At 58.6% G+C, this 19,380-nt stretch carries 20 protein-coding genes; 9 read left to right on the top strand and 11 right to left on the bottom strand.

Annotation, left to right across the window (positions count from 1 at the left end; genetic code table 11):
* Positions 1-122: 122 nt before the first annotated feature.
* The 3 genes from ACM6HV_RS17405 to ACM6HV_RS17415 form a co-directional block, all read right to left on the bottom strand.
* Positions 123-878, bottom strand: a complete 756-nt coding sequence (locus ACM6HV_RS17405; protein WP_007916700.1) for a DeoR/GlpR family transcriptional regulator — start codon at positions 876-878, stop codon at positions 123-125.
* A 238-nt stretch (positions 879-1,116) separates the two neighbouring features.
* Positions 1,117-2,622 carry a glycerol kinase GlpK gene (gene glpK / locus ACM6HV_RS17410; RefSeq protein ID WP_414904854.1) on the bottom strand — a complete coding sequence of 502 codons (1,506 nt, stop codon included), beginning with the start codon at positions 2,620-2,622 and terminating at the stop codon, positions 1,117-1,119.
* A 78-nt stretch (positions 2,623-2,700) separates the two neighbouring features.
* The gene (locus ACM6HV_RS17415) at positions 2,701-3,552 is read right to left on the bottom strand and encodes an MIP/aquaporin family protein (RefSeq protein WP_414904855.1); all 852 of its coding nucleotides are present in this window, start codon (positions 3,550-3,552) and stop codon (positions 2,701-2,703) included.
* 362 nt (positions 3,553-3,914) lie between these two features.
* On the opposite strand from ACM6HV_RS17415, the gene ybaK reads away from it, so the two are divergent.
* Positions 3,915-4,385 (top strand): Cys-tRNA(Pro) deacylase, encoded by a 471-nt coding sequence (gene ybaK, locus ACM6HV_RS17420; protein WP_047296209.1) that lies wholly within the window; start codon positions 3,915-3,917, stop codon positions 4,383-4,385.
* A 95-nt stretch (positions 4,386-4,480) separates the two neighbouring features.
* Positions 4,481-5,263 (top strand): PhzF family phenazine biosynthesis protein, encoded by a 783-nt coding sequence (locus tag ACM6HV_RS17425; protein WP_414904856.1) that lies wholly within the window; start codon positions 4,481-4,483, stop codon positions 5,261-5,263.
* Between the two features lie 188 nt (positions 5,264-5,451).
* Here the strand turns inward: ACM6HV_RS17425 and ACM6HV_RS17430 are convergent, their stop codons facing one another.
* Positions 5,452-6,561, bottom strand: a complete 1,110-nt coding sequence (locus ACM6HV_RS17430; RefSeq protein ID WP_108183676.1) for an ABC transporter ATP-binding protein — start codon at positions 6,559-6,561, stop codon at positions 5,452-5,454.
* On the bottom strand, positions 6,558-7,478 hold the full coding sequence (gene argF / locus ACM6HV_RS17435; protein WP_047296204.1) for an ornithine carbamoyltransferase: 921 nt from the start codon (positions 7,476-7,478) through the stop codon (positions 6,558-6,560). The genes ACM6HV_RS17430 and argF overlap by 4 nt, the downstream gene beginning before the upstream one ends.
* 404 nt (positions 7,479-7,882) lie before the next feature.
* On the opposite strand from argF, the gene ACM6HV_RS17440 reads away from it, so the two are divergent.
* The 3 genes from ACM6HV_RS17440 (at position 7,883) to grxD (ending at position 10,855) form a co-directional block, all read left to right on the top strand.
* Complete coding sequence (locus ACM6HV_RS17440; protein ID WP_102354941.1) at positions 7,883-8,173, top strand: hypothetical protein; 291 nt, start codon at positions 7,883-7,885, stop codon at positions 8,171-8,173.
* 137 nt (positions 8,174-8,310) lie between these two features.
* Complete coding sequence (locus ACM6HV_RS17445) at positions 8,311-10,416, top strand: molybdopterin oxidoreductase family protein (protein WP_414904857.1); 2,106 nt, start codon at positions 8,311-8,313, stop codon at positions 10,414-10,416.
* 97 nt (positions 10,417-10,513) lie between these two features.
* A complete protein-coding gene (gene grxD, locus ACM6HV_RS17450; RefSeq protein ID WP_003227729.1) occupies positions 10,514-10,855 on the top strand; it encodes a Grx4 family monothiol glutaredoxin in 342 nt (113 codons plus the stop codon).
* Between the two features lie 184 nt (positions 10,856-11,039).
* Here grxD and bfr read toward each other — a convergent pair whose 3' ends face one another.
* Entirely contained in the window at positions 11,040-11,513 is a 474-nt protein-coding gene (gene bfr / locus ACM6HV_RS17455) for a bacterioferritin (protein WP_007963971.1), read from the bottom strand.
* Between the two features lie 200 nt (positions 11,514-11,713).
* Positions 11,714-11,932 (bottom strand): bacterioferritin-associated ferredoxin, encoded by a 219-nt coding sequence (locus ACM6HV_RS17460; RefSeq protein WP_003227725.1) that lies wholly within the window; start codon positions 11,930-11,932, stop codon positions 11,714-11,716.
* A 314-nt stretch (positions 11,933-12,246) separates the two neighbouring features.
* On the opposite strand from ACM6HV_RS17460, the gene ACM6HV_RS17465 reads away from it, so the two are divergent.
* Positions 12,247-12,849, top strand: a complete 603-nt coding sequence (locus tag ACM6HV_RS17465; protein ID WP_007963972.1) for a peroxiredoxin — start codon at positions 12,247-12,249, stop codon at positions 12,847-12,849.
* Between the two features lie 74 nt (positions 12,850-12,923).
* Here ACM6HV_RS17465 and rnt read toward each other — a convergent pair whose 3' ends face one another.
* Both rnt and pyrC read right to left on the bottom strand, forming a co-directional pair.
* Entirely contained in the window at positions 12,924-13,601 is a 678-nt protein-coding gene (gene rnt, locus ACM6HV_RS17470) for a ribonuclease T (RefSeq protein ID WP_003227721.1), read from the bottom strand.
* Positions 13,598-14,644 (bottom strand): dihydroorotase, encoded by a 1,047-nt coding sequence (gene pyrC / locus ACM6HV_RS17475; protein WP_414904858.1) that lies wholly within the window; start codon positions 14,642-14,644, stop codon positions 13,598-13,600. The genes rnt and pyrC overlap by 4 nt, the downstream gene beginning before the upstream one ends.
* Before the next feature lie 160 nt (positions 14,645-14,804).
* Here pyrC and ACM6HV_RS17480 point away from each other — a divergent pair, with 160 nt between their 5' ends.
* On the top strand, positions 14,805-15,713 hold the full coding sequence (locus tag ACM6HV_RS17480) for a flagellar protein MotY (protein WP_086791774.1): 909 nt from the start codon (positions 14,805-14,807) through the stop codon (positions 15,711-15,713).
* A 129-nt stretch (positions 15,714-15,842) separates the two neighbouring features.
* The gene (locus ACM6HV_RS17485; RefSeq protein ID WP_027612065.1) at positions 15,843-17,060 is read left to right on the top strand and encodes an argininosuccinate synthase; all 1,218 of its coding nucleotides are present in this window, start codon (positions 15,843-15,845) and stop codon (positions 17,058-17,060) included.
* Between the two features lie 149 nt (positions 17,061-17,209).
* Here ACM6HV_RS17485 and ACM6HV_RS17490 read toward each other — a convergent pair whose 3' ends face one another.
* Entirely contained in the window at positions 17,210-17,914 is a 705-nt protein-coding gene (locus ACM6HV_RS17490) for a hypothetical protein (protein ID WP_414904859.1), read from the bottom strand.
* 496 nt (positions 17,915-18,410) lie between these two features.
* Between ACM6HV_RS17490 and ACM6HV_RS17495 the strand changes: the two genes are divergently transcribed.
* Positions 18,411-19,037 (top strand): response regulator transcription factor, encoded by a 627-nt coding sequence (locus ACM6HV_RS17495; protein WP_003227711.1) that lies wholly within the window; start codon positions 18,411-18,413, stop codon positions 19,035-19,037.
* An 87-nt stretch (positions 19,038-19,124) separates the two neighbouring features.
* Here the strand turns inward: ACM6HV_RS17495 and ACM6HV_RS17500 are convergent, their stop codons facing one another.
* Positions 19,125-19,304, bottom strand: a complete 180-nt coding sequence (locus tag ACM6HV_RS17500) for a PA3496 family putative envelope integrity protein (protein ID WP_041068377.1) — start codon at positions 19,302-19,304, stop codon at positions 19,125-19,127.
* Positions 19,305-19,380 lie beyond the last annotated feature (76 nt).

Genomic DNA, 19,380 nt, shown 5'->3' on the forward strand with positions numbered 1-19,380 from the left:
CCGATGGGCCGCGTAGCGGCCCCTCAATGTTGGATATCAGGCACACCGCATTGGGTGGTTTTGGGACTGCTTCGCAGCCCATCGGGGATAAATCCCCTCGCCACAGGGGAATGTCGACGGGGTTAAACGACTTCCAGGCGAATCTTGTGCTGGCTCAGCAATTGCGCCAGTGCCGGCACCGGCTGCTGATCGGTCACCAGGCAGTCGATCAGGCTGATCGGACCGAGGCGGATCATCGCGTTACGCCCGAACTTGCTGGAGTCCGCCGCCAGAATCACCTGCCGCGCGTTGGCGATGATCGCCTGCGACACGCGCACTTCCTGATAATCGAAGTCGAGCAGGCTGCCGTCTTCGTCGATGCCGCTGATACCCACCAGCGCGAAATCGACCTTGAACTGGTTGATGAAGTCCACGCTCGCCTGACCCACCACACCGCCGTCACGGCGCACGTTGCCGCCAGTCAGCAACACATCGAAATCATCCTTGGCACTGAGCATCGAGGCGACGTGCAGGTTGTTGGTGATGATTTTCAGATGGTTGTGATTGAGCAGGGCGCGGGCAATCGATTCGGTGGTGGTGCCGATGTTGATGAACAGCGAGGCGTGATCGGGGATCTGCGCGGCGATGGCTTCGCCGATGCGTTGTTTTTCGTCGCGCATCTGGTCGGCGCGCATCGCGTAGGCGGTGTTTTCGACGCTGGAATCATAGGCCGCGCCGCCATGGTAGCGACGCAACAGATTGGCTTCCGCGAGCTGATTGATGTCGCGGCGGATGGTTTGCGGGGTCACAACGAACAGCGTGGCCATTTCCTCGATGCTCACATAGCCGCGTTCGCGGACCAGCTCGAGGATTTGCTGCTGACGGGGAGGCAGATTCATGGGGCTTCCTTTGGGCTGCCGTGCAAAATTTGCCCATGATGACGCAGGAATCTCCTCCCGACCAGTTTCCAAACAACGTGAAAGCTAATGCGCTCGGCAATCCTGCGTTAAAAACAGGCTCGGACTGCTCATTTACAAACCCGTAAACTCCGCGTCCTCGCCTGTTTTTGCCTTGTCTTGCCTTCGCTCGCTACGCTTTCACGCTGTTTGGACAGCTTAAGTCAGTCCTCAGACTGGCTTATTCAGCGTCTTCACGCGCCCAGTCACGGGTGCGGCTGACGGCTTTTTTCCAGCCTTTGTACAGTTTCTCTTTCTCGACTTCGTCCAGGCTCGGTTCGAACTCGCGCTCGATTACCGCTTTGCCGCGCAGTTCTTCCAGGCTGCCCCAGAAACCGCACGCCAGACCGGCCAGATACGCCGCGCCCAGTGCAGTGGTTTCGCGCATTTGCGGGCGCTCGACCTGGGTGCCGAGGATGTCGGCCTGGAACTGCATGAGGAAGTTGTTGGCGACCGCGCCGCCGTCCACGCGCAAGGCCTTGAGGCGTTCGCCGGAGTCCTGTTGCATGGCGTCGAGCACGTCGCGGGTCTGGTAGGCGATCGATTCCAGCGCGGCACGGATGATGTGATCCACGCGCACGCCGCGCGTCAGGCCGAACAGTGCGCCACGGGCATACGGGTCCCAGTACGGAGCGCCCAGACCGGTGAACGCCGGTACCAGGTACACGCCGTTGCTGTCCTTCACTTTGTTGGCGAAGTATTCGGTGTCGTGAGCGTCGTTGACGATCTTCAGTTCATCGCGCAGCCACTGCACGGTCGAGCCACCGTTGAACACCGCGCCTTCCAGGGCGTAAGCCACTTCGCCACGTGGGCCGCAAGCGATGGTGGTGAGCATGCCGTGCTGCGACTTCACCGCTTTGTCACCGGTGTTCATCAGCAGGAAGCAGCCAGTGCCGTAGGTGTTTTTTGCCTGGCCTGGCTCGACGCACATCTGGCCGAACAGTGCCGCTTGCTGGTCACCGGCGATACCGCCGATGGCGATGCCGCTCTTGGTGCGACCGTAGATTTCCGAAGAGGCCTTCACTTCCGGAAGCATCTCACGCGGGATGTCGAGGATTTCCAGCATCTTCGAATCCCACTCCAGCGAGTGGATGTTGAAGAGCATGGTGCGCGAGGCGTTGGTGTAGTCGGTGACGTGCACTTTGCCGCCGGTGAATTTCCAGATCAGCCAGCTGTCGACGGTGCCGAACAGCAGTTCGCCGTTGCGCGCACGTTCGCGGCTGCCTTCGACGTTGTCGAGGATCCACTTCAGCTTGGTACCGGAGAAGTACGGGTCGGTGACCAGACCGGTGTTGTCGCGGATGTACTCTTCATGGCCATCGCGCTTGAGCTGCTGGCAGATCTCGGTGCTGCGGCGGCACTGCCAGACGATGGCGTTGTACACCGGACGACCGGTGGTCTTGTCCCAGACCACCGTGGTTTCGCGCTGGTTGGTGATACCGATGGCGGCGACCTGATCGTGATGCAGACCGGCTTGGGCCAGCGCTTCGACCATTACCGCGCTCTGGGTGGCAAAGATTTCCATCGGATCGTGTTCGACCCAACCGGCTTGCGGGTAATGCTGGGCGAATTCGCGCTGGGCGGTGCAGACCACGTTCGCGTCGCGGTCGAAGATGATCGCGCGGGAGCTGGTCGTACCCTGATCGAGGGCAATGATGTAGTTCTTCTTATTCTGAATGTCGGTCATGTCGATTGCCTTGGACGAAATAAGGGAGAGTGGGCCGTGGCGCGGGTTCTAAATGGGCAGGAACCCGCGCCGACTGTTTCAAGAAGTTCTTGGTTTGCCGTCAATGGCCGGTTCTGCATCCTTTGTAGCAGGTGTGGCGCCGGTCAGGTGACGGGCAATGAGCCCGCGATACCCGGCAGCGCCGAGGCAGGCACCGACAATCGGTGCAAAAATCGGAATCAGGAAGTACGGAATATCGCGGCCGCCAGTGAAGGAAATTTCACCCCAGCCGGCGAAGAAAGTCATCAGTTTCGGACCGAAGTCACGCGCCGGGTTCATCGCAAAACCGGTCAGCGGGCCCATCGAGCTGCCGATCACGGCAATCAGCAAACCGATCAGCAGCGGAGCCATCTGGCCTTTCGGCAGGCCGTTGTTGTCATCGGTCAGGGCCATGATCACGCCCATCAGGATCGCGGTGATGATCATCTCGACCAGGAATGCCTGGGCGGTGGACAGCACCGGATTGGGGAACGTCGAGAATACCGAGGCCAACTCAAGGCTGGCGGCGGTGCCACGCATCATGTGGTGGGTTTGTTCGTAATCGAAGAACAGGTTGCTGTACAGCGTGTAAACCAACAGCGCGCCGCAGAAGGCGCCAGCGATCTGCGACAGGATATAGAACGGCAGTTTGCGCTTTTCGAAGTCGGCGAAAATGCTCAGGGCGATACTCACGGCAGGGTTCAGGTGCGCGCCGGAAACACCGGCGGTCAGGTAGATCGCCATGCTCACGCCGACGCCCCAGATGATGCTGATTTCCCACAGACCGAAGCTGGCGCCCGCGACTTTGAGCGCGGCGACACAGCCGGTGCCGAAAAAGATCAGAAGTGCAGTCCCCAGAAACTCGGCCAGGCATTGGCCGGAAAGCGATGGTTGCTGTAAAGCAGTTGTCATTGAAAACCTCGGTTTTTGTTGTTGTCTGGCGCGTTTGCCGTCAGGGCAAGGCGCGATTTTCCCCGGGGCAGGATCCCCATCCTGTTCCCGGTTTACTGCTGGGTGCTGCAGTGACGATAATTCTTACATTATTCAGATTCGAAAAAATATAGACAAGAAACAAACCTGTCAAAGGTCGAAAGTGAACCGTCGGTCACAATTCAACTATCAACCTGCTGAATGGTCCTGCCGATGGCGGCGGCGATAGCCTGGCGACTCACACGCAAAGCCCGGAAAACGGGGCTTGCGCTAGAGCCTTTTGCGCTGTGATGACCTAGAATCCGGCGCAGGATTTTTCTGTTGATGCCGAGCCTGGAGCTGCCATGACCCCTGCGTTGGACTTGTTGAAAAAAGTTCGTGCCGAACATCGCGTGCACAGTTACGAACATGACCCGAAGGCCGCGTCCTACGGGCTGGAGGCCGCAGAGAAACTGGCGCTGGAGCCGGCTCAGGTGTTCAAGACGTTGCTCGCTGCCAGCGAAAAAGGTGAATTGCTGGTGGCGGTGGTACCGGTCGTCGGAAGCCTTGATCTCAAGGGGCTGGCACACGCGGCGGGCGTGAAGAAAGTCGAAATGGCTGACCCGGCGGCGGCGCAACGCTCCACCGGTTACCTGCTGGGCGGGATCAGTCCGCTGGGGCAGAAGAAGCGTCTGCGCACCTTCATCGATAACTCGGCTCAGGGTTTTGCGACTATTTATGTCAGTGCTGGCCGGCGCGGCCTGGAGGTCGAGTTGGCGCCCGCCGTACTCGCCGAGCACACCCAGGGCAAATTTGCCGACATCGGTCGGGTGTAACGCTGAATTCTGTATGAAGAAAATTGGCCGGTTCTGTCACTGGCGCTGAACCGGCCCGCGCCGCATGCTCTGCCCACGGACTTAGGGAGAAGGTTATGCAGCTTGAGTTTCATCAGGTCGACGCGTTCAGCGACCGACCGTTCAGTGGCAATCCGGCGATGGTGTATCGGCTCGACGCATGGCTTGCGGATGAGTTGATGCAGAAGATTGCCGCCGAACACAATCTGGCAGAAACCGCGTTCGTGGTGCGCGAAGGCGCCGCGTGGCACATCCGCTGGTTCACTCCGACCACCGAAGTGCCGTTGTGCGGGCATGCGACGCTGGCCAGTGCCTACGTGTTGTTCGAGGTCTACCAGGAAAACGCCGAGCGTCTGGACTTCACCTGCAAGTCCGGGCCGTTGAGTGTCAGTCGCGAAGGCGATCGCCTGTGGCTGGATTTCCCTTCAATTGTGCCGTCAGAGATTGGCGTGACGCTGGATGTCGAGCGTGCGCTGGGTGTCGAGGCGGTGGATGTGCTCGGTTCCAACGAGTTGTTCGTGGTGCTGGAGTCGGAGCAGGCAGTGCTCGACTGCACACCGGACATGGTCGCGCTGGCGAAACTGCCTTGGCTCGGCGCCATCGTGACGGCGCGCGGCAATCAGCATGATTTCGTCTCGCGCTACTTCGCCCCGGCGATCGGCATCAATGAAGATCCGGTCACTGGATCGACGCATTGCAGCCTGATTCCGTATTGGTCGAAACGTCTGGGCAAATCCAGTTTGACCGCGTGCCAGCGCTCGGCGCGGGGCGGGGAGTTGTTCTGTCGGCTGGAGGGGGAGCGGGTGAAGATTGGCGGCAATGCGACGCTGGTTGCCAGCGGCACGCTGATCCTCGGTTAACGCAAAACTTTGTTGGAGTGAGCCTTTGTAGTGAGGGGATTTATCCCCGATGGGCTGAGCAGCAGCCCCAAACCATTACTTGCACAGTGCCAGGCACTCCGCGGTGCAGGTTAAAGGGCCGCTTCGCGCCCCATCGGGGATAAATCCCCTCACCACAAAAAACCTCCACACTCCGATGTTCTGTTTGATCAGAGGGCGGTGCTGTAGCGGCGGACGCCGTTTTCCACTGCCGGGATTTGCGCGGCGGTGCTGCCCGATGCCTGGAACAGGACCAGGTGTTCTGCAGCAACCCGAATCCCGACATCCGCACCCACCTGATGGTCGGCATGGCTGGGGAAGATCGATTCCAGCTGCGCACCGGTCGGCAGTTGCAGGCGATACAGGGTCGAGGCACCGAGGAAGGTCTTGCCGACGATGCGTGCTTTCAACGCGCTGTCCGGCGCATAAACGATGTCATCCGGACGCAGCAACACATCCACCGCGCCGCCCACCGGCCAGGTATAGGCCCGGTTGCCGCGCAGTTCGCCGAGTTCGGTCTGCACCGATTCCGGGCTGCCGAGCTGACCGCGAATGAAATAACCCTGACCAATGAAACTGGCCACAAACGGCGTCGCCGGCTCGTGGTAGAGATTGTAGGGTGTGTCCCACTGCTCCAGCCGACCTTCCTTGAATACGCCAACGTGATCGCTCACGGCGAAGGCTTCTTCCTGGTCGTGGGTCACCAGAATCGCACTGGTGCCACGGGCCTTGAGGATGTCACGCACTTCGTGACTGAGCTTGCGCCGCAGTTCGCCATCGAGGTTGGAGAACGGTTCGTCGAGCAGCAGCAGTTGCGGTTCCGGCGCCAGGGCGCGGGCGAGGGCGACGCGTTGTTGCTGGCCGCCGGAGAGCTCGTGCGGGAAGCGTTTGCCGAGGTTCTTCAGGTTGACCAGCTCCAGCAGCTCTTCGGTAACGCGCGCCTTGTTCGGGTGCTTGCGGATGCCGAAGGCGATGTTGTCCGCGACGCTGAGGTGCGGGAACAGTGCGTAGTCCTGGAACACCATGCCGATCCGGCGTTTCTCCGGGGCCAGAGTGAAACCGGCGCTGGAAATGGTTTCGCCGCCCAGCGTGATTTCCCCTTCGTGCACCGGTTCAAAACCGGCAATCGCGCGCAGGGTGGTGGTCTTGCCGCAGCCGGACGAGCCGAGCAGGCAGCCGATGTCGCCGGCGTTGAGGTGCAGATTGAGATTCTGCACCACGCGTTGATCTTGGTAGCCGCAAGCGAGGTTGCGCAGGTTCAGCAGTAATTCATGACTCATGCGTGGTGATATGCCGGTTCGACGAGGAACTCAAGCAGGGCCTTCTGTGCGTGGAGACGGTTTTCTGCCTGATCCCAGGCAACGGAGCGCGGGTCATCGAGCAGGTCGAGGCTGATTTCTTCACCGCGGTGCGCCGGCAGGCAGTGCATGAACAGCACATCTTCAGCCGCCAGATCGAGCAGGGCGCGGGTCACCTGGAACGGTGCGAACAGCTTCAGGCGCTTGGCAGTTTCCTCTTCCTGACCCATCGAAGTCCAGACGTCAGTGCTCACCAGGTGCGCACCGCGCACGGCGTCTTGCGGATCACGGACGATGGTCACGCGATCGCCGGCGCGGGCGACGAACTCAGGATTGGGCTCGTAGCCTTGCGGGCAGGCAACGCGCAACTGGAAGTCGAACTGGATCGCCGCTTCTATATAGCTGTTGCACATGTTATTGCCGTCGCCGATCCACGCCACGGTCTTGCCCTGAATCGAGCCACGGTGTTCGAGGAAGGTCTGCATGTCGGCCAGCAACTGGCACGGGTGCAGGTCATCGGACAGGCCATTGATCACCGGCACGCGCGAGTTGGCGGCGAATTCGGTCAGGGTGCTGTGGGCAAAGGTACGGATCATCACCGCGTCGAGCATGCTCGACATGACGATGGCGCAGTCACCGATCGGTTCGCCACGGCCCAGTTGCGTGTCACGCGGCGACAGGAAGATCGCCTGGCCACCGAGCTGGATCATGCCGGCCTCGAAGGAGATCCGGGTACGGGTCGAGGATTTCTCGAAGATCATCCCCAGGACGCGGTTTTTCAGCGGCTCGAACAGTACGCCGCGGTTACGCAGGTCCTTGAGCTCAACGCCGCGACGGATCACGCTGACCAGCTCTTCGGGCGTGCAATCCATCAGGGAGAGAAAGTGCCTTGCGCTCATCATTGACTACCTTTTTGTTACAAACCGCAGATGCTCAAAGCCTTGTTTAACGGAACAACGGGCGAGACCTGCGGCGTAAGCCGCACGGGGCGACGAAATAGGGGAAGGCGCGATATTGACACTAAATGTCGCGTTACGCCAATAGGCTACGGATTTTGCGGGATTCGGAGGGTGTATCGGATCTTGCTGTCGGACACATGAAGCCCAGTTCAAGGCCGCCACGAGCCTCTTTGTACACTGGCCTTGCAGGGCTTGGCAATTCAGCGTGGCGGGGATCGAGTCGCCTGGGTCGGTTTGCGACCGTGGCTCCATGCCATCACTTGGTCGGATGCTCGGACTGAAACATTTGCTAAAGCAAAGTGCTGGGTTATAAATAAGTTTCGAGCGACGCAGGAAGCCTCCGCATGGAATCGAAAGAAAAACTGTTAATGGAACTGCTGGGTCACACGGCTCGCTCATTGACCCATCTCACCGCGTCGGTGACCTCAATGTCCTTCGAACTGCTGCGCAGCGAAGACGAAGTGGTCAAGACCGCCGGCCGTCACATGATCGATCGCATGGCGACCATCAGTGCCGGGCTCGACGAGCACTGGCGGCTGATCGGCGAACTCACCGGCGTGCATGTCGCCCACGAGCAGATCGAAACCATTCAGGAAATCCAGTTGCAGGCGCCGCCGCAGTTGCCGTCCAACTGAACCTGACAGGCTATCGGCTCGCCTGATAACCGTCGATTCACAAGACGAACATCGCTGGCATCGCTTCCTTGCACGGGCCATAGTTTTGTTCCCGCAGGCATGCCCGTTGCCTGCCCAGAACAAGACAGAGACTGGCCATGACCAAGACTCTCCATCACCGTGCCTGCCACCTGTGCGAAGCCATCTGCGGCCTGACCATCGAGACCACCGAAACCGATGGCAACGTCGCGATCACCTCGATCAAGGGCGATGCCCTCGACACCTTCAGTCGCGGGCACATCTGCCCCAAGGCCGTGGCCCTGCAAGACATCCAGAATGATCCCGATCGCCTGCGTCAGCCGATGCGCCGGGTCGGCAGCGAATGGCTGCCAATCGAATGGGACGAGGCCTTTGCACTGGTCGCCGAGCGTCTGGCGGCGATTCAAGAGCGTCACGGGCAGAATGCAGTGGCGGTCTACCAGGGCAACCCGAGCGTGCATAACTACGGGCTGATGACCCACAGCAATTACTTTCTTGGCCTGCTGAAGACGCGCAATCGCTTCTCGGCGACTTCGGTCGATCAGTTGCCGCATCACCTGAGCAGTTACCTGATGTACGGCCATGGCTTGCTGCTGCCGATCCCGGACATCGATCACACCGATTTCATGCTGATCCTCGGCGGCAACCCGCTGGCGTCCAACGGCAGCATCATGACCGTGCCGGATGTCGAGAAACGCCTGAAGGCGATTCAGGCGCGCGGCGGCAAAGTGGTGGTGGTCGATCCACGGCGCAGCGAAACGGCGGCCATCGCCGATCAGCACCTGTTCGTGCGGCCCGGTGGCGACGCGGCGTTGTTGTTCGGGGTGCTCAACACCTTGTTCAGCGAAGGCCTGACCCGTGACAGCCACTTGCCGGTTGATGGCCTTGATGAAGTGCGCGCAGCCGTCGCAACCTTCACTGCCGAAGCCATGAGTCCGCTGTGTGCGGTGCCGGCCGAGCAGATCCGCCAACTGGCGCGGGATTTCGCTGCGGCACCGAGCGCGGTGTGCTACGGGCGCATGGGCGTTTCAACGCAGGCGTTCGGCACCCTGTGCCACTGGCTGGTGCAGTTGATCAATCTGGTCACCGGCAACCTTGACCGGGTGGGCGGCGCGTTGTGCACCGAGCCGGCGGTGGATCTGGTGGCGTCGACCTCGGGCGGGCATTTCAACAAGTGGCAGAGCCGGGTATCCGGACGGCCCGAGTACGGCGGCGAGCTGCCGGTCTCGGCGCTGGCCGAAGAGATGCTCACTGAAGGCGAAGGGCAGATTCGCGCGCTGATCACGGTGGCTGGCAATCCGGTGTTGTCGACGCCCAACGGCCGGCAACTGGAGCAGGCGCTGGACGGTCTGGAGTTCATGCTCAGCATCGACCTGTACATCAACGAAACCACGCGTTACGCCGATTTGATCCTGCCGTCGACCTCGGCGCTGGAGAACGATCACTACGACACTACGTTCAACCTGTTCGCGGTGCGCAACGTCACTCGCTTCAACCGGGCGATTCTCGCCAAACCAGAAGGGGCGTTGCACGATTGGGAGATCTTCGTCGGCCTGGCCAAAGCCTTTGCCGAAAAGACCGGCAAGGAACTGAAACCGACCTTGCCGCCGGCGAAGATGATCGACATGGGCCTGCGCATGGGGCTGTATGGCGATACGTCCGATCAGAAACTCTCGTTGGCGACATTGTTCGATCATCCGCACGGGATTGATCTTGGGGCGTTGAAACCGAATCTTGCCGCTCGCCTCAAGACGCCAGATCAACGGGTGCAGGCTGCGCCGCCTGAGATCCTCGCTGATCTCGCACGCTTTGCGGCCTTGCAGGCACCGGCAGCCGATGAGCTGCTGATGATCGGCCGGCGCCATGTGCGCAGCAACAATTCGTGGATGCACAATTACCATCGGCTAGTGAAGGGCAAACCGCGTCATCAATTGCTGATGCACCCGGACGATCTGGCCAGTCGGGGGCTCGACGACGGGCAATTGGTGCGCGTCAGTTCGCGGGTCGGACAGATCGAAGTGGAGGTGCTCGGCAGCCTGGATATGATGAAAGGCGTGGTCAGCCTGCCCCATGGCTGGGGGCACGCGCGCCCGGGCGTGCAGATGGCGATCGCCAGTGGCCAGCCGGGGTCGAGTGCTAACGACCTGACCGATGAATGCCAGCTCGACGAGCTGTCGGGCAACGCGGCGCTCAATGGCGTGCCGGTGACGGTGGTGGCGGCTTGAATATGCCTGTCGGGGAGACCGAGCAGTGCGCTCGGGATTCCGTTACAATGCGTCACCGTGCCGACCCATGAGTCGGAAAGTTCAGCCGAGGTGCTCCATGGATATCATCGAAACGATTAAAGAGCAGATTGCCAACAACACCATTCTGCTTTACATGAAAGGCTCGCCGAATGCCCCACAGTGTGGCTTTTCCGCGAAAGCTGCGCAGGCTGTAATGGGCTGTGGCGAGAAGTTCGCCTACGTCGACATCCTGCAGAACCCGGAAATCCGCGCCAACCTGCCAAAGTACGCCAACTGGCCGACTTTCCCGCAGCTGTGGGTTGGTGGTGAACTGGTCGGCGGCAGCGACATCATGGCTGAAATGTTCGCCAACGGTGAGCTGCAGACTCTGGTCAAGGAAGCATCGGCCAAGGCAGCTGCGGCCAAGTCCGAAGCCTGATCCGGCTTTCACTCGGCACATGCTTCTGCTGTAGGAGCTGTCGAGTGAAACGAGGCTGCGATCTTTTGATCTTCAGCCAATAAAAAGCCCCGCACCTCGAAAGAGGGCGGGGCTTTTTAGTGCGCTGGAAAAGTTAACGCGAGTTGCCGGTGCAATCTGAAAAGATCGCAGCCTGCGGCAGCTCCTACTCCTCGCCCATCTGCGATTGCAGATAGTTCTCGAGACCGACTTTATCGATCAGGCCCAGTTGGGTTTCCAGCCAGTCGATATGCTCTTCTTCGGATTCGAGAATGTCTTCAAGCAGTTCACGGCTGCCGAAGTCGCCAACCGATTCGCAATGGGCGATGGCGGCTTTCAGGTCGGCGTGGCCGGTCTTCTCGATGCGCAGGTCACACTCAAGCATTTCCCGGGTGTGCTCGCCGATGTGCAACTTGCCCAGATCCTGCACGTTCGGCAGGCCTTCCAGGAACAGGATGCGCTTGATCAGCTTGTCCGCGTGTTTCATCTCGTCGATGGATTCGTGGTACTCGTGCTTGCCCAGCTTGTTCAGGCCCCAATCTTCATACATGCGGGCATGCAGGAAGTACTGATTGATCGCGACCAGCTCATTGGCAAGGATCTTGTTGAGATGCTGGATGACTGTAATGTCGCCTTTCATGATGGGAGTCCTGCCCTGTAATAGCCGTATATAAGGCGGAGTTTGAGCCGGGTACTTATAAGTGTCAAACCTAAGTTATTGAATAATAAATGAAATTAAATCTGAATAAGAATGTTTGTGTTCCGCGTCTGGCACCTAAGCACTTGATTTGCGGACATAAAAAAACCGGACATAAGTCCGGTTCTTCGAAATCTGGGTAATTACGCAGCCGTAAATTCTACCGGATAGGGGATCGCGGCCTGAGCGGTTTGCAGCTTGGTCAGGGTTTCGCGAACCACTTCCTTGGCCAGGCAGGCACATTTGCCGCACTGGCTGGCGACGCCAGTGGCCTGGCGGACTTCTTTGTAGCTGCAGCAACCTTCATAGATCGCTTCGCGGATCTGTCCGTCGGTGACGCCAGTGCAGAGGCAAACATACATAAGTGAGAACCGTCGCTGGTTGTGACTCAATTGCGATGGATCTTAATGTTAACGAGAATGATTGTCAAAGTGCTTTCTGAATGGTTTTCGATCGAAAGGCGGGTCACTGACGAACGGTGATTAATGGCGAATGGCCTGGCCCCGAAAATGCGGGTCCGTTATCGGCCTTGGGCAAAAAACCGTTAAGGACAGGCGAAAAACGCAGTGTATGATGGTCGGCCCTTGCGAAGAGGGTTCGTGTCACAGGGCTGTCGCCTGAGGGTGGCAGGCTGGCCCGGACCCTGAACTTCAAAGTTATTCACCAGGAGATATCCATGAGCGTACTCGTAGGCAAACAAGCCCCTGACTTCACCGTCCCGGCCGTACTCGGCAATGGCGAGATCGTTGACAGCTTCACTCTGTCCTCGGCCATCAAAGGCAAATACGGCCTGGTGTTCTTCTACCCGCTGGACTTCACCTTCGTCTGCCCGTCCGAGCTGATCGCTCTGGACAACCGCATGGCTGACTTCAAGGCGCGCAATGTGGAAGTGGTCGCCGTGTCGATCGACTCGCACTTCACCCACAACGCCTGGCGCAACACCCCGGTCAACAACGGCGGCATCGGCCAAGTGAAATACACCATGGCTGCCGACATGAAGCACGAAATCGCCAAGGCCTACGACGTTGAGTCCGAAGGCGGCGTGGCTTTCCGTGGCGCGTTCCTGATCGACGACAAGGGCGTCGTCCGTTCGCAGATCATCAACGACCTGCCACTGGGTCGTAACATGGAAGAGCTGATCCGTCTGGTCGACGCTCTGCAATTCCACGAAGAGCACGGCGAAGTTTGCCCTGCCAACTGGAAGAAAGGCGACAAAGGCATGAACGCTTCGCCAGAAGGCGTCGCGGCTTACCTGACCGAGAACGCTGCTGCCCTGTAAGGCTCAACGTCGAGGTACAAAAAAACCGGCCCAAGTGGCCGGTTTTTTCATGCGCAGGAAATACCCGACGAGGATCAGTCGTCGAAGTCTTCCCAGCCGCCCATCTGTTTCCAGCGGTTGACGATGCCGCAGAACAGCTCGGCGGTCTTCTCGGTGTCGTAACGCGCCGAATGCGCTTCACGGCCATCGAAGTCGATGTCGGCGGCCTGACAGGCTTTCGCCAGAACGGTTTGACCGTAAGCCAGGCCGGCCAGCGTCGCGGTGTCGAAGCTGGAGAACGGATGAAACGGATTGCGCTTCATGTCCAGACGCGCCACGGCGGCATTCAGGAAGCCAAGGTCGAAACTGCTGTTGTGCCCGACCAGGATCGCGCGCTTGCAGCCATTGGCCTTCAGCGCCTTGCGCACGCCACGGAAGATGTCGGTCAGCGCGGTTTCTTCGCTGACCGCCATGCGCAGCGGGTGATCGAGCTTGATCCCGGTGAATTCCAGCGCTGCCGCTTCAATGTTCGCGCCTTCGAATGGCTCGACGCGGAAGAAGTAGGTGTGGTCCGGGTAAACGAAACCCTTTTCATCCATGGCGATGGTGGTCGCGGCAATCTCCAGCAGAGCGTCGGTGGCCGAGTTGAAGCCACCGGTCTCTACGTCGACGACAACCGGCAGGTAGCCGCGAAAACGCGCTGCCATTGGATGGCGGGAACCGCCGCCGCCACCTTGACCGTCCAGTTCGTCGTCGAAATGGTCTTCACTCACGCGTGTTCCTCCAGCAGGCGCCAGCGCAGTTTTTCACCGGCGCGCAGCGGGATAACGTTCAGCTCGCCGAATGGCAGGCTGGTCGGGGCGGTCCATTCTTCACGAACCAGGGTGATGCGATCGGTGTTGGCCGGCAGACCATAGAAGCGCGGGCCGTTGAGGCTGGCAAACGCTTCGAGCTTGTCCAGCGCATTGCGCTGTTCGAACGCTTCGGCATACAGCTCGATGGCGGCGTACGCGGTGTAGCAGCCGGCGCAGCCGCAGGAGGCTTCCTTGGCGTGCTGGGCGTGCGGCGCCGAGTCGGTGCCGAGGAAGAACTTCGCGCTGCCGCTGGTGGCCGCGTCGAGCAGGGCTTCCTGATGGGTATTGCGCTTGAGGATCGGCAGGCAGTAGAAGTGCGGGCGGATCCCGCCCACCAGCATGTGGTTGCGGTTGTACAGCAGGTGATGCGCGGTGATGGTCGCGCCAACGTTGGCCGAGGCTTCGTTGACAAACTGCACGGCGTCGCCGGTGGTGATGTGTTCGAACACCACTTTGAGCGTCGGGAAACGCTCGACCACACGGCGCATGTGTTCATCGATGAAAATCTTTTCGCGGTCGAAGACATCGACATCGCCACGGGTGACTTCGCCGTGGATCAGCAGCGGCATGCCGACTTCGGCCATGGCTTCCAGCGCCGGGAAGATCTTGTCGATGCTGGTGACTCCGGAATCGGAGTTGGTGGTGGCGCCAGCCGGGTACAGCTTGGCGGCGTGCACGAAACCGCCGGCCTTGGCCTCACGAATTTCTTCGGGCTGGGTGCGGTCGGTGAGGTACAGCACCATCAGCGGTTCGAAACGACTGCCGGCCGGGCGGGCAGCGAGAATCCGCTGGCGATAGCCATCGGCTTCAGCGGCGTTGCGCACCGGTGGTACCAGGTTGGGCATGATGATGGCGCGGCCAAAGGTGCGCGCCACATCGGCAACGGTATTGGTCAACACGGCACCATCGCGAAGATGAATGTGCCAGTCGTCGGGACGCAGCAGGGTCAGGCGGTCGGACATGAGGGGATTCCAGGCGGGTCAAACTGAGGGGAATGCTACCGGAAAAGACTCTTGCAGGCACTCGCTATCAAGTTTTGCCGGAACCTTCCGATAGCCCGTAGGTATGCCGTAAACATAGTGTGAATCGGTCTTTGTGTTACAGAAGCCAATGGAGCCTCCCGTGCGCCAGCGATATTTAGCCTTGCTCAGTGTGTTTGCCAGCCTCCCCGCGATGGCGCTCACCTACCAGACGCGTCTGGAGAACATTGAGTGGACGGTCGAGGGTGACAAGTTCGAGTGCCGTCTGACCCAGCCGATCACCGATTTCGGCTCGGGCCAGTTCGTGCGCAAGGCCGGCGAGCAGGCGATATTCCGCCTCAATGCCTATAACGCCATGCTCGGCGGCGGTTCGGCGACGTTGCTCGCGGCGGCTGCGCCCTGGCAGCCGGGGCGCAACGACATCAATTTGGGCAGCGTGAGGATCGGCACCGGCAACGTGCTGTTCAACAGTTCGCAATCCCAGGCCGGCGGGCTGATCAGCGGTTTGCTGGACGGTCGCAGTCCGGTGGTGCGCCGTGCGTCCGGCGATGGCCGGGTTTCTGAAGTGCGTCTGTTGCCGGTCAAGTTCAGCAAGGCATTCAACGAATACCAGACATGCGTGGCGAAGCTGCTGCCGCAGAATTTTGATCAAGTCAAACACTCGCAGATAGGCTTTCCTGGCGAAGGCACCGATCTGGATGCCGACGCCAAGGCCAGGCTGCAGGTGATGCTCGAGTTCATGAAGGCCGACCCGACGGTCAATCACATCGAACTGGATGGCTATTCCGACAACAGCGGTAATCGTCTGACCAATCGTGAACTGTCGCGCCGGCGCGCGCTGGCGGTGGTCGACTTCTTCAAGGCCAACGGCATCGCCGAATCGCAGATCACCGTGCGTTTCCACGGCGAGCAATACCCGCTGGTGCCGAACAACAATGCAGCTAACCGGGCGAAGAATCGCCGGGTCAGCGTGAAGCTGGCGCGAGTGGCGCCGACCACCGCGCCAGCCCCGCAAGCCAGTACGCCTGCCAATGCTGCAGCGACTTCCTGACCCACCGGTCATCGTCGCGCTCTCGACAGATTCTGTCGCTTTGTCGTCTTAAGCTGTCGCGCCTCTGTAAATTATCGGATTTGAGCGGTAGACTCCTCGGCTTTCCGTAGAACCCCGTGGAGTGATGGCATGGCGGACGTAAACAAGGTCGTTCTGGCGTATTCCGGCGGCCTGGACACTTCGGTGATCCTCAAGTGGCTGCAGGATACTTATAACTGTGAAGTGGTGACTTTCACCGCTGACCTGGGTCAGGGCGAAGAGGTCGAGCCGGCTCGCGCCAAGGCTCAGGCCATGGGCGTCAAAGAAATCTACATTGACGACCTGCGCGAAGAATTCGTGCGTGACTTCGTGTTCCCGATGTTCCGCGCCAACACCGTTTACGAAGGCGAGTACCTGCTGGGTACTTCCATCGCACGTCCGCTGATTGCCAAGCGCCTGATCGAAATCGCCAACGAAACCGGCGCCGACGCCATTTCCCATGGCGCCACCGGCAAGGGTAACGATCAGGTACGTTTCGAACTGGGTGCCTACGCGCTCAAGCCAGGCGTGAAAGTGATCGCGCCATGGCGTGAGTGGGACCTGCTGTCGCGCGAGAAGCTGATGGACTACGCCGAGAAGCACGCGATCCCGATCGAGCGTCACGGCAAGAAGAAGTCCCCGTACTCGATGGACGCCAACCTGCTGCACATCTCCTATGAAGGCGGCGTGCTGGAAGACACCTGGACCGAGCACGAAGAAGACATGTGGCGCTGGACCGTCTCTCCGGAGAAGGCTCCCGACACCCCGCAATACCTGGAACTGACCTACCGCAACGGCGACATCGTTGCCCTGGACGGCGTCGAAATGACTCCGGCCACCGTACTGGCGACGCTGAACAAGATCGGTGGTGCTCACGGCATCGGCCGTCTCGACATCGTGGAAAACCGCTATGTCGGCATGAAGTCCCGTGGTTGCTACGAAACCCCGGGCGGCACCATCATGCTGCGTGCACACCGCGCCATCGAATCGATCACTCTGGACCGCGAAGTCGCTCACCTCAAAGACGAGTTGATGCCGAAATACGCCAGCCTGATCTACACCGGTTACTGGTGGAGCCCGGAGCGTCTGATGCTGCAACAGATGATCGACGCTTCGCAGGTCAACGTGAACGGTGTGGTTCGTCTGAAGCTGTACAAAGGCAACGTGATCGTTACCGGCCGCAAGTCCGACGATTCGTTGTTCGACGCCAATATCGCGACCTTCGAAGAAGACGGTGGCGCTTACAACCAGGCTGACGCGGCGGGCTTCATCAAGCTTAACGCGCTGCGCATGCGCATTGCAGCCAACAAGGGCCGCAAGCTGTTTTAAGTCACGCAGGGCTGTATGAAAAATGGCGGCTTGTCCCTGGACAATGCCGCCATTTTTTTATGCTCGTCTGACGCTCTCCTGGATTGTCTGTCGCTACGGCCCATTCCGGGGTTTTCTTGAATACCCATTTCAGGCATCTGCCTTGCGTTTCATAGTTCTCTCAGAACCGTAGTGCTTTGTGTACTCACGTTATAGGCGACAAAGAGTTTCGCGCCGCCGCCTTTCTTCGACTGTCTGATAAGGCTGAGCGTCATTTGCTTGAGCAAAACCTCGGATGCGGGATCAGTCAAAAAAAGCACTGCCTTGGCCGATTGTTTGCCCAGGCGTGGAAAGTGTTCGACCAGCGTATTGAACGCCTGTGAGTTGTTCATCGGACGAACATCTATGGCACGCAACGTGCCCATGGGTTTGGGTAACTCAATGTTGTGTTCGATCCAAGGCTTATTCGCGAAGGCTATCTCAGCAGGCTGATGGCATGGCCTCTGTTCAGTATCGTGTGTTGGTAGCGTTGGTTCTTGTTTATTCGAATTTGATTTCTTGCCGGTTGCAATGGAAGTGTCTGTCGGAGACAAATCCGGGTTGCTCTCGGAGGTCTTGAGTTCCTCAAAGGTTTTTAGAAAACTGTCATCTTTCTCGAAATCCGAGGGGGCGTACAGAGAGCGGTAGTTGAAGTTCAGTGTTAGAAAAAACAGCAGCAACAAGTAAAACGGGAAGCTGATCAGAAACCAGACATAGACCTCCCTTTCGTTGTTATCTAAAAAAGGCAAGGAAATGGCGGCTGATGATTCGGAAATAAATGCAAATATCGCAATTATAGTCATGGGGTTGGTTATCTTTTTTCTGACTTTTATCATGGGGCGTGCTCATTAAATGTGTGTTTCCAATAGGTGGAGTGGTTGGGTGTGGGTTGAAGTTTATACTTGAGGCTATTTTTATATTAAAGAAAATCAGTTGGGTAGAAGTATCTTGTTTCAGACATTGATTGTTAAAGTGCTTTGAATGGTTTGTATGTTGTTTTTTACAATTGGTCATCTGCCAAGTGCCGATCGCGGATGAGTCATAGGTATTCATTGAACAGCAATATGCTGTCTGCATTCGATAAGCAACTTGCTCTGAAAGCGAGTGCGCAAGGGCTTCAGGGCGTAGTATTTTTCACGTCGGTGCAGGGGGCGGAAAAACAGTCGTGTCATGGAAATAGTGCGTAAGTGGGTTTTTTTGTAGGAATAGTCTTTATTTGTTGTAGGGAATGTCTTTCGCTGGGAGTGCGATGGAACTCTCTTGTGCCATGTCGGAAGTGACTGGGCTATTGTGCGTGTTCTAAAAATTCGAACAGCGAAACTGGACTTGCCCATGAATAAAGTGCTGATCGTGGATGATCATCCCGTCATTCGTCTTGCTGTGCGTATGCTGATGGAGCGTCATGGCTACGAAGTCATTGCAGAAACGGATAACGGTGTAGATGCCTTGCAACTTGCGCGTGAACAGATGCCGGACATTGTTATCCTGGATATTGGAATACCGAAGCTCGATGGTCTTGAAGTTATTGCGCGTCTGAACTCGACACCGATGCCCTTGAAAGTGTTGGTGTTGACTTCCCAGGCCCCAGGGCATTTTTCAATGCGCTGCATGCAATCGGGGGCGGCAGGGTATGTTTGTAAGCAGCAGGATCTGACGGAGCTGCTCAGTGCGATCAAAGCCGTACTGTCCGGATACAGTTATTTTCCCAATCAGGCCCTGCATACCGTACGTACCAGCCTCGGTAATGCCAGCGAGGCCGATATGGTAGACCGCCTGTCCGGGCGGGAAATGATGGTGTTGCAGCAATTGGCGCGAGGTAAAACGAACAAGGAAATTGCCGATGGCATGTTCCTCAGCAACAAGACGGTCAGCACTTACAAGACCCGTCTGCTATTGAAACTCAATGCCCGGTCGTTGGTGGATCTGATTGAACTGGCGCAACGCAACGGGCTTGTCTGATGCTCCTGAAACCCGAGGCAACGTGGGCCGCGCCGTGTCAGATGCTGCAGAAAGTAAAAAGCCTCCGGTGAGGGAGGCTTTCAAGTGTCAAAGATCAAAATCGTAATCGGCCAATTGCTTTTGCAGTCGGCGCTCCTCAAGCAGGTTGTCGATGGTGCGGCGTTTGCTCAGATTGGTCTTGGCGACTTCAACCACCGGTTCGGCGTCGTCAGTTTCTACAGCGGTGAAATCGTCATCTACATCCAGTTGTTCTTTGCTGTCAGTCATAAGGTGAACTCCAGGCTAAGACTGCCTTTGGCGCTCCTTATATCGATATTCCTGCTGCGGGTAAAAAAGATTTTTT

It is taken from the genome of Pseudomonas sp. IT-P260 (genome assembly GCF_949768395.1).
Taxonomy (GTDB): domain Bacteria; phylum Pseudomonadota; class Gammaproteobacteria; order Pseudomonadales; family Pseudomonadaceae; genus Aquipseudomonas; species Aquipseudomonas parakoreensis.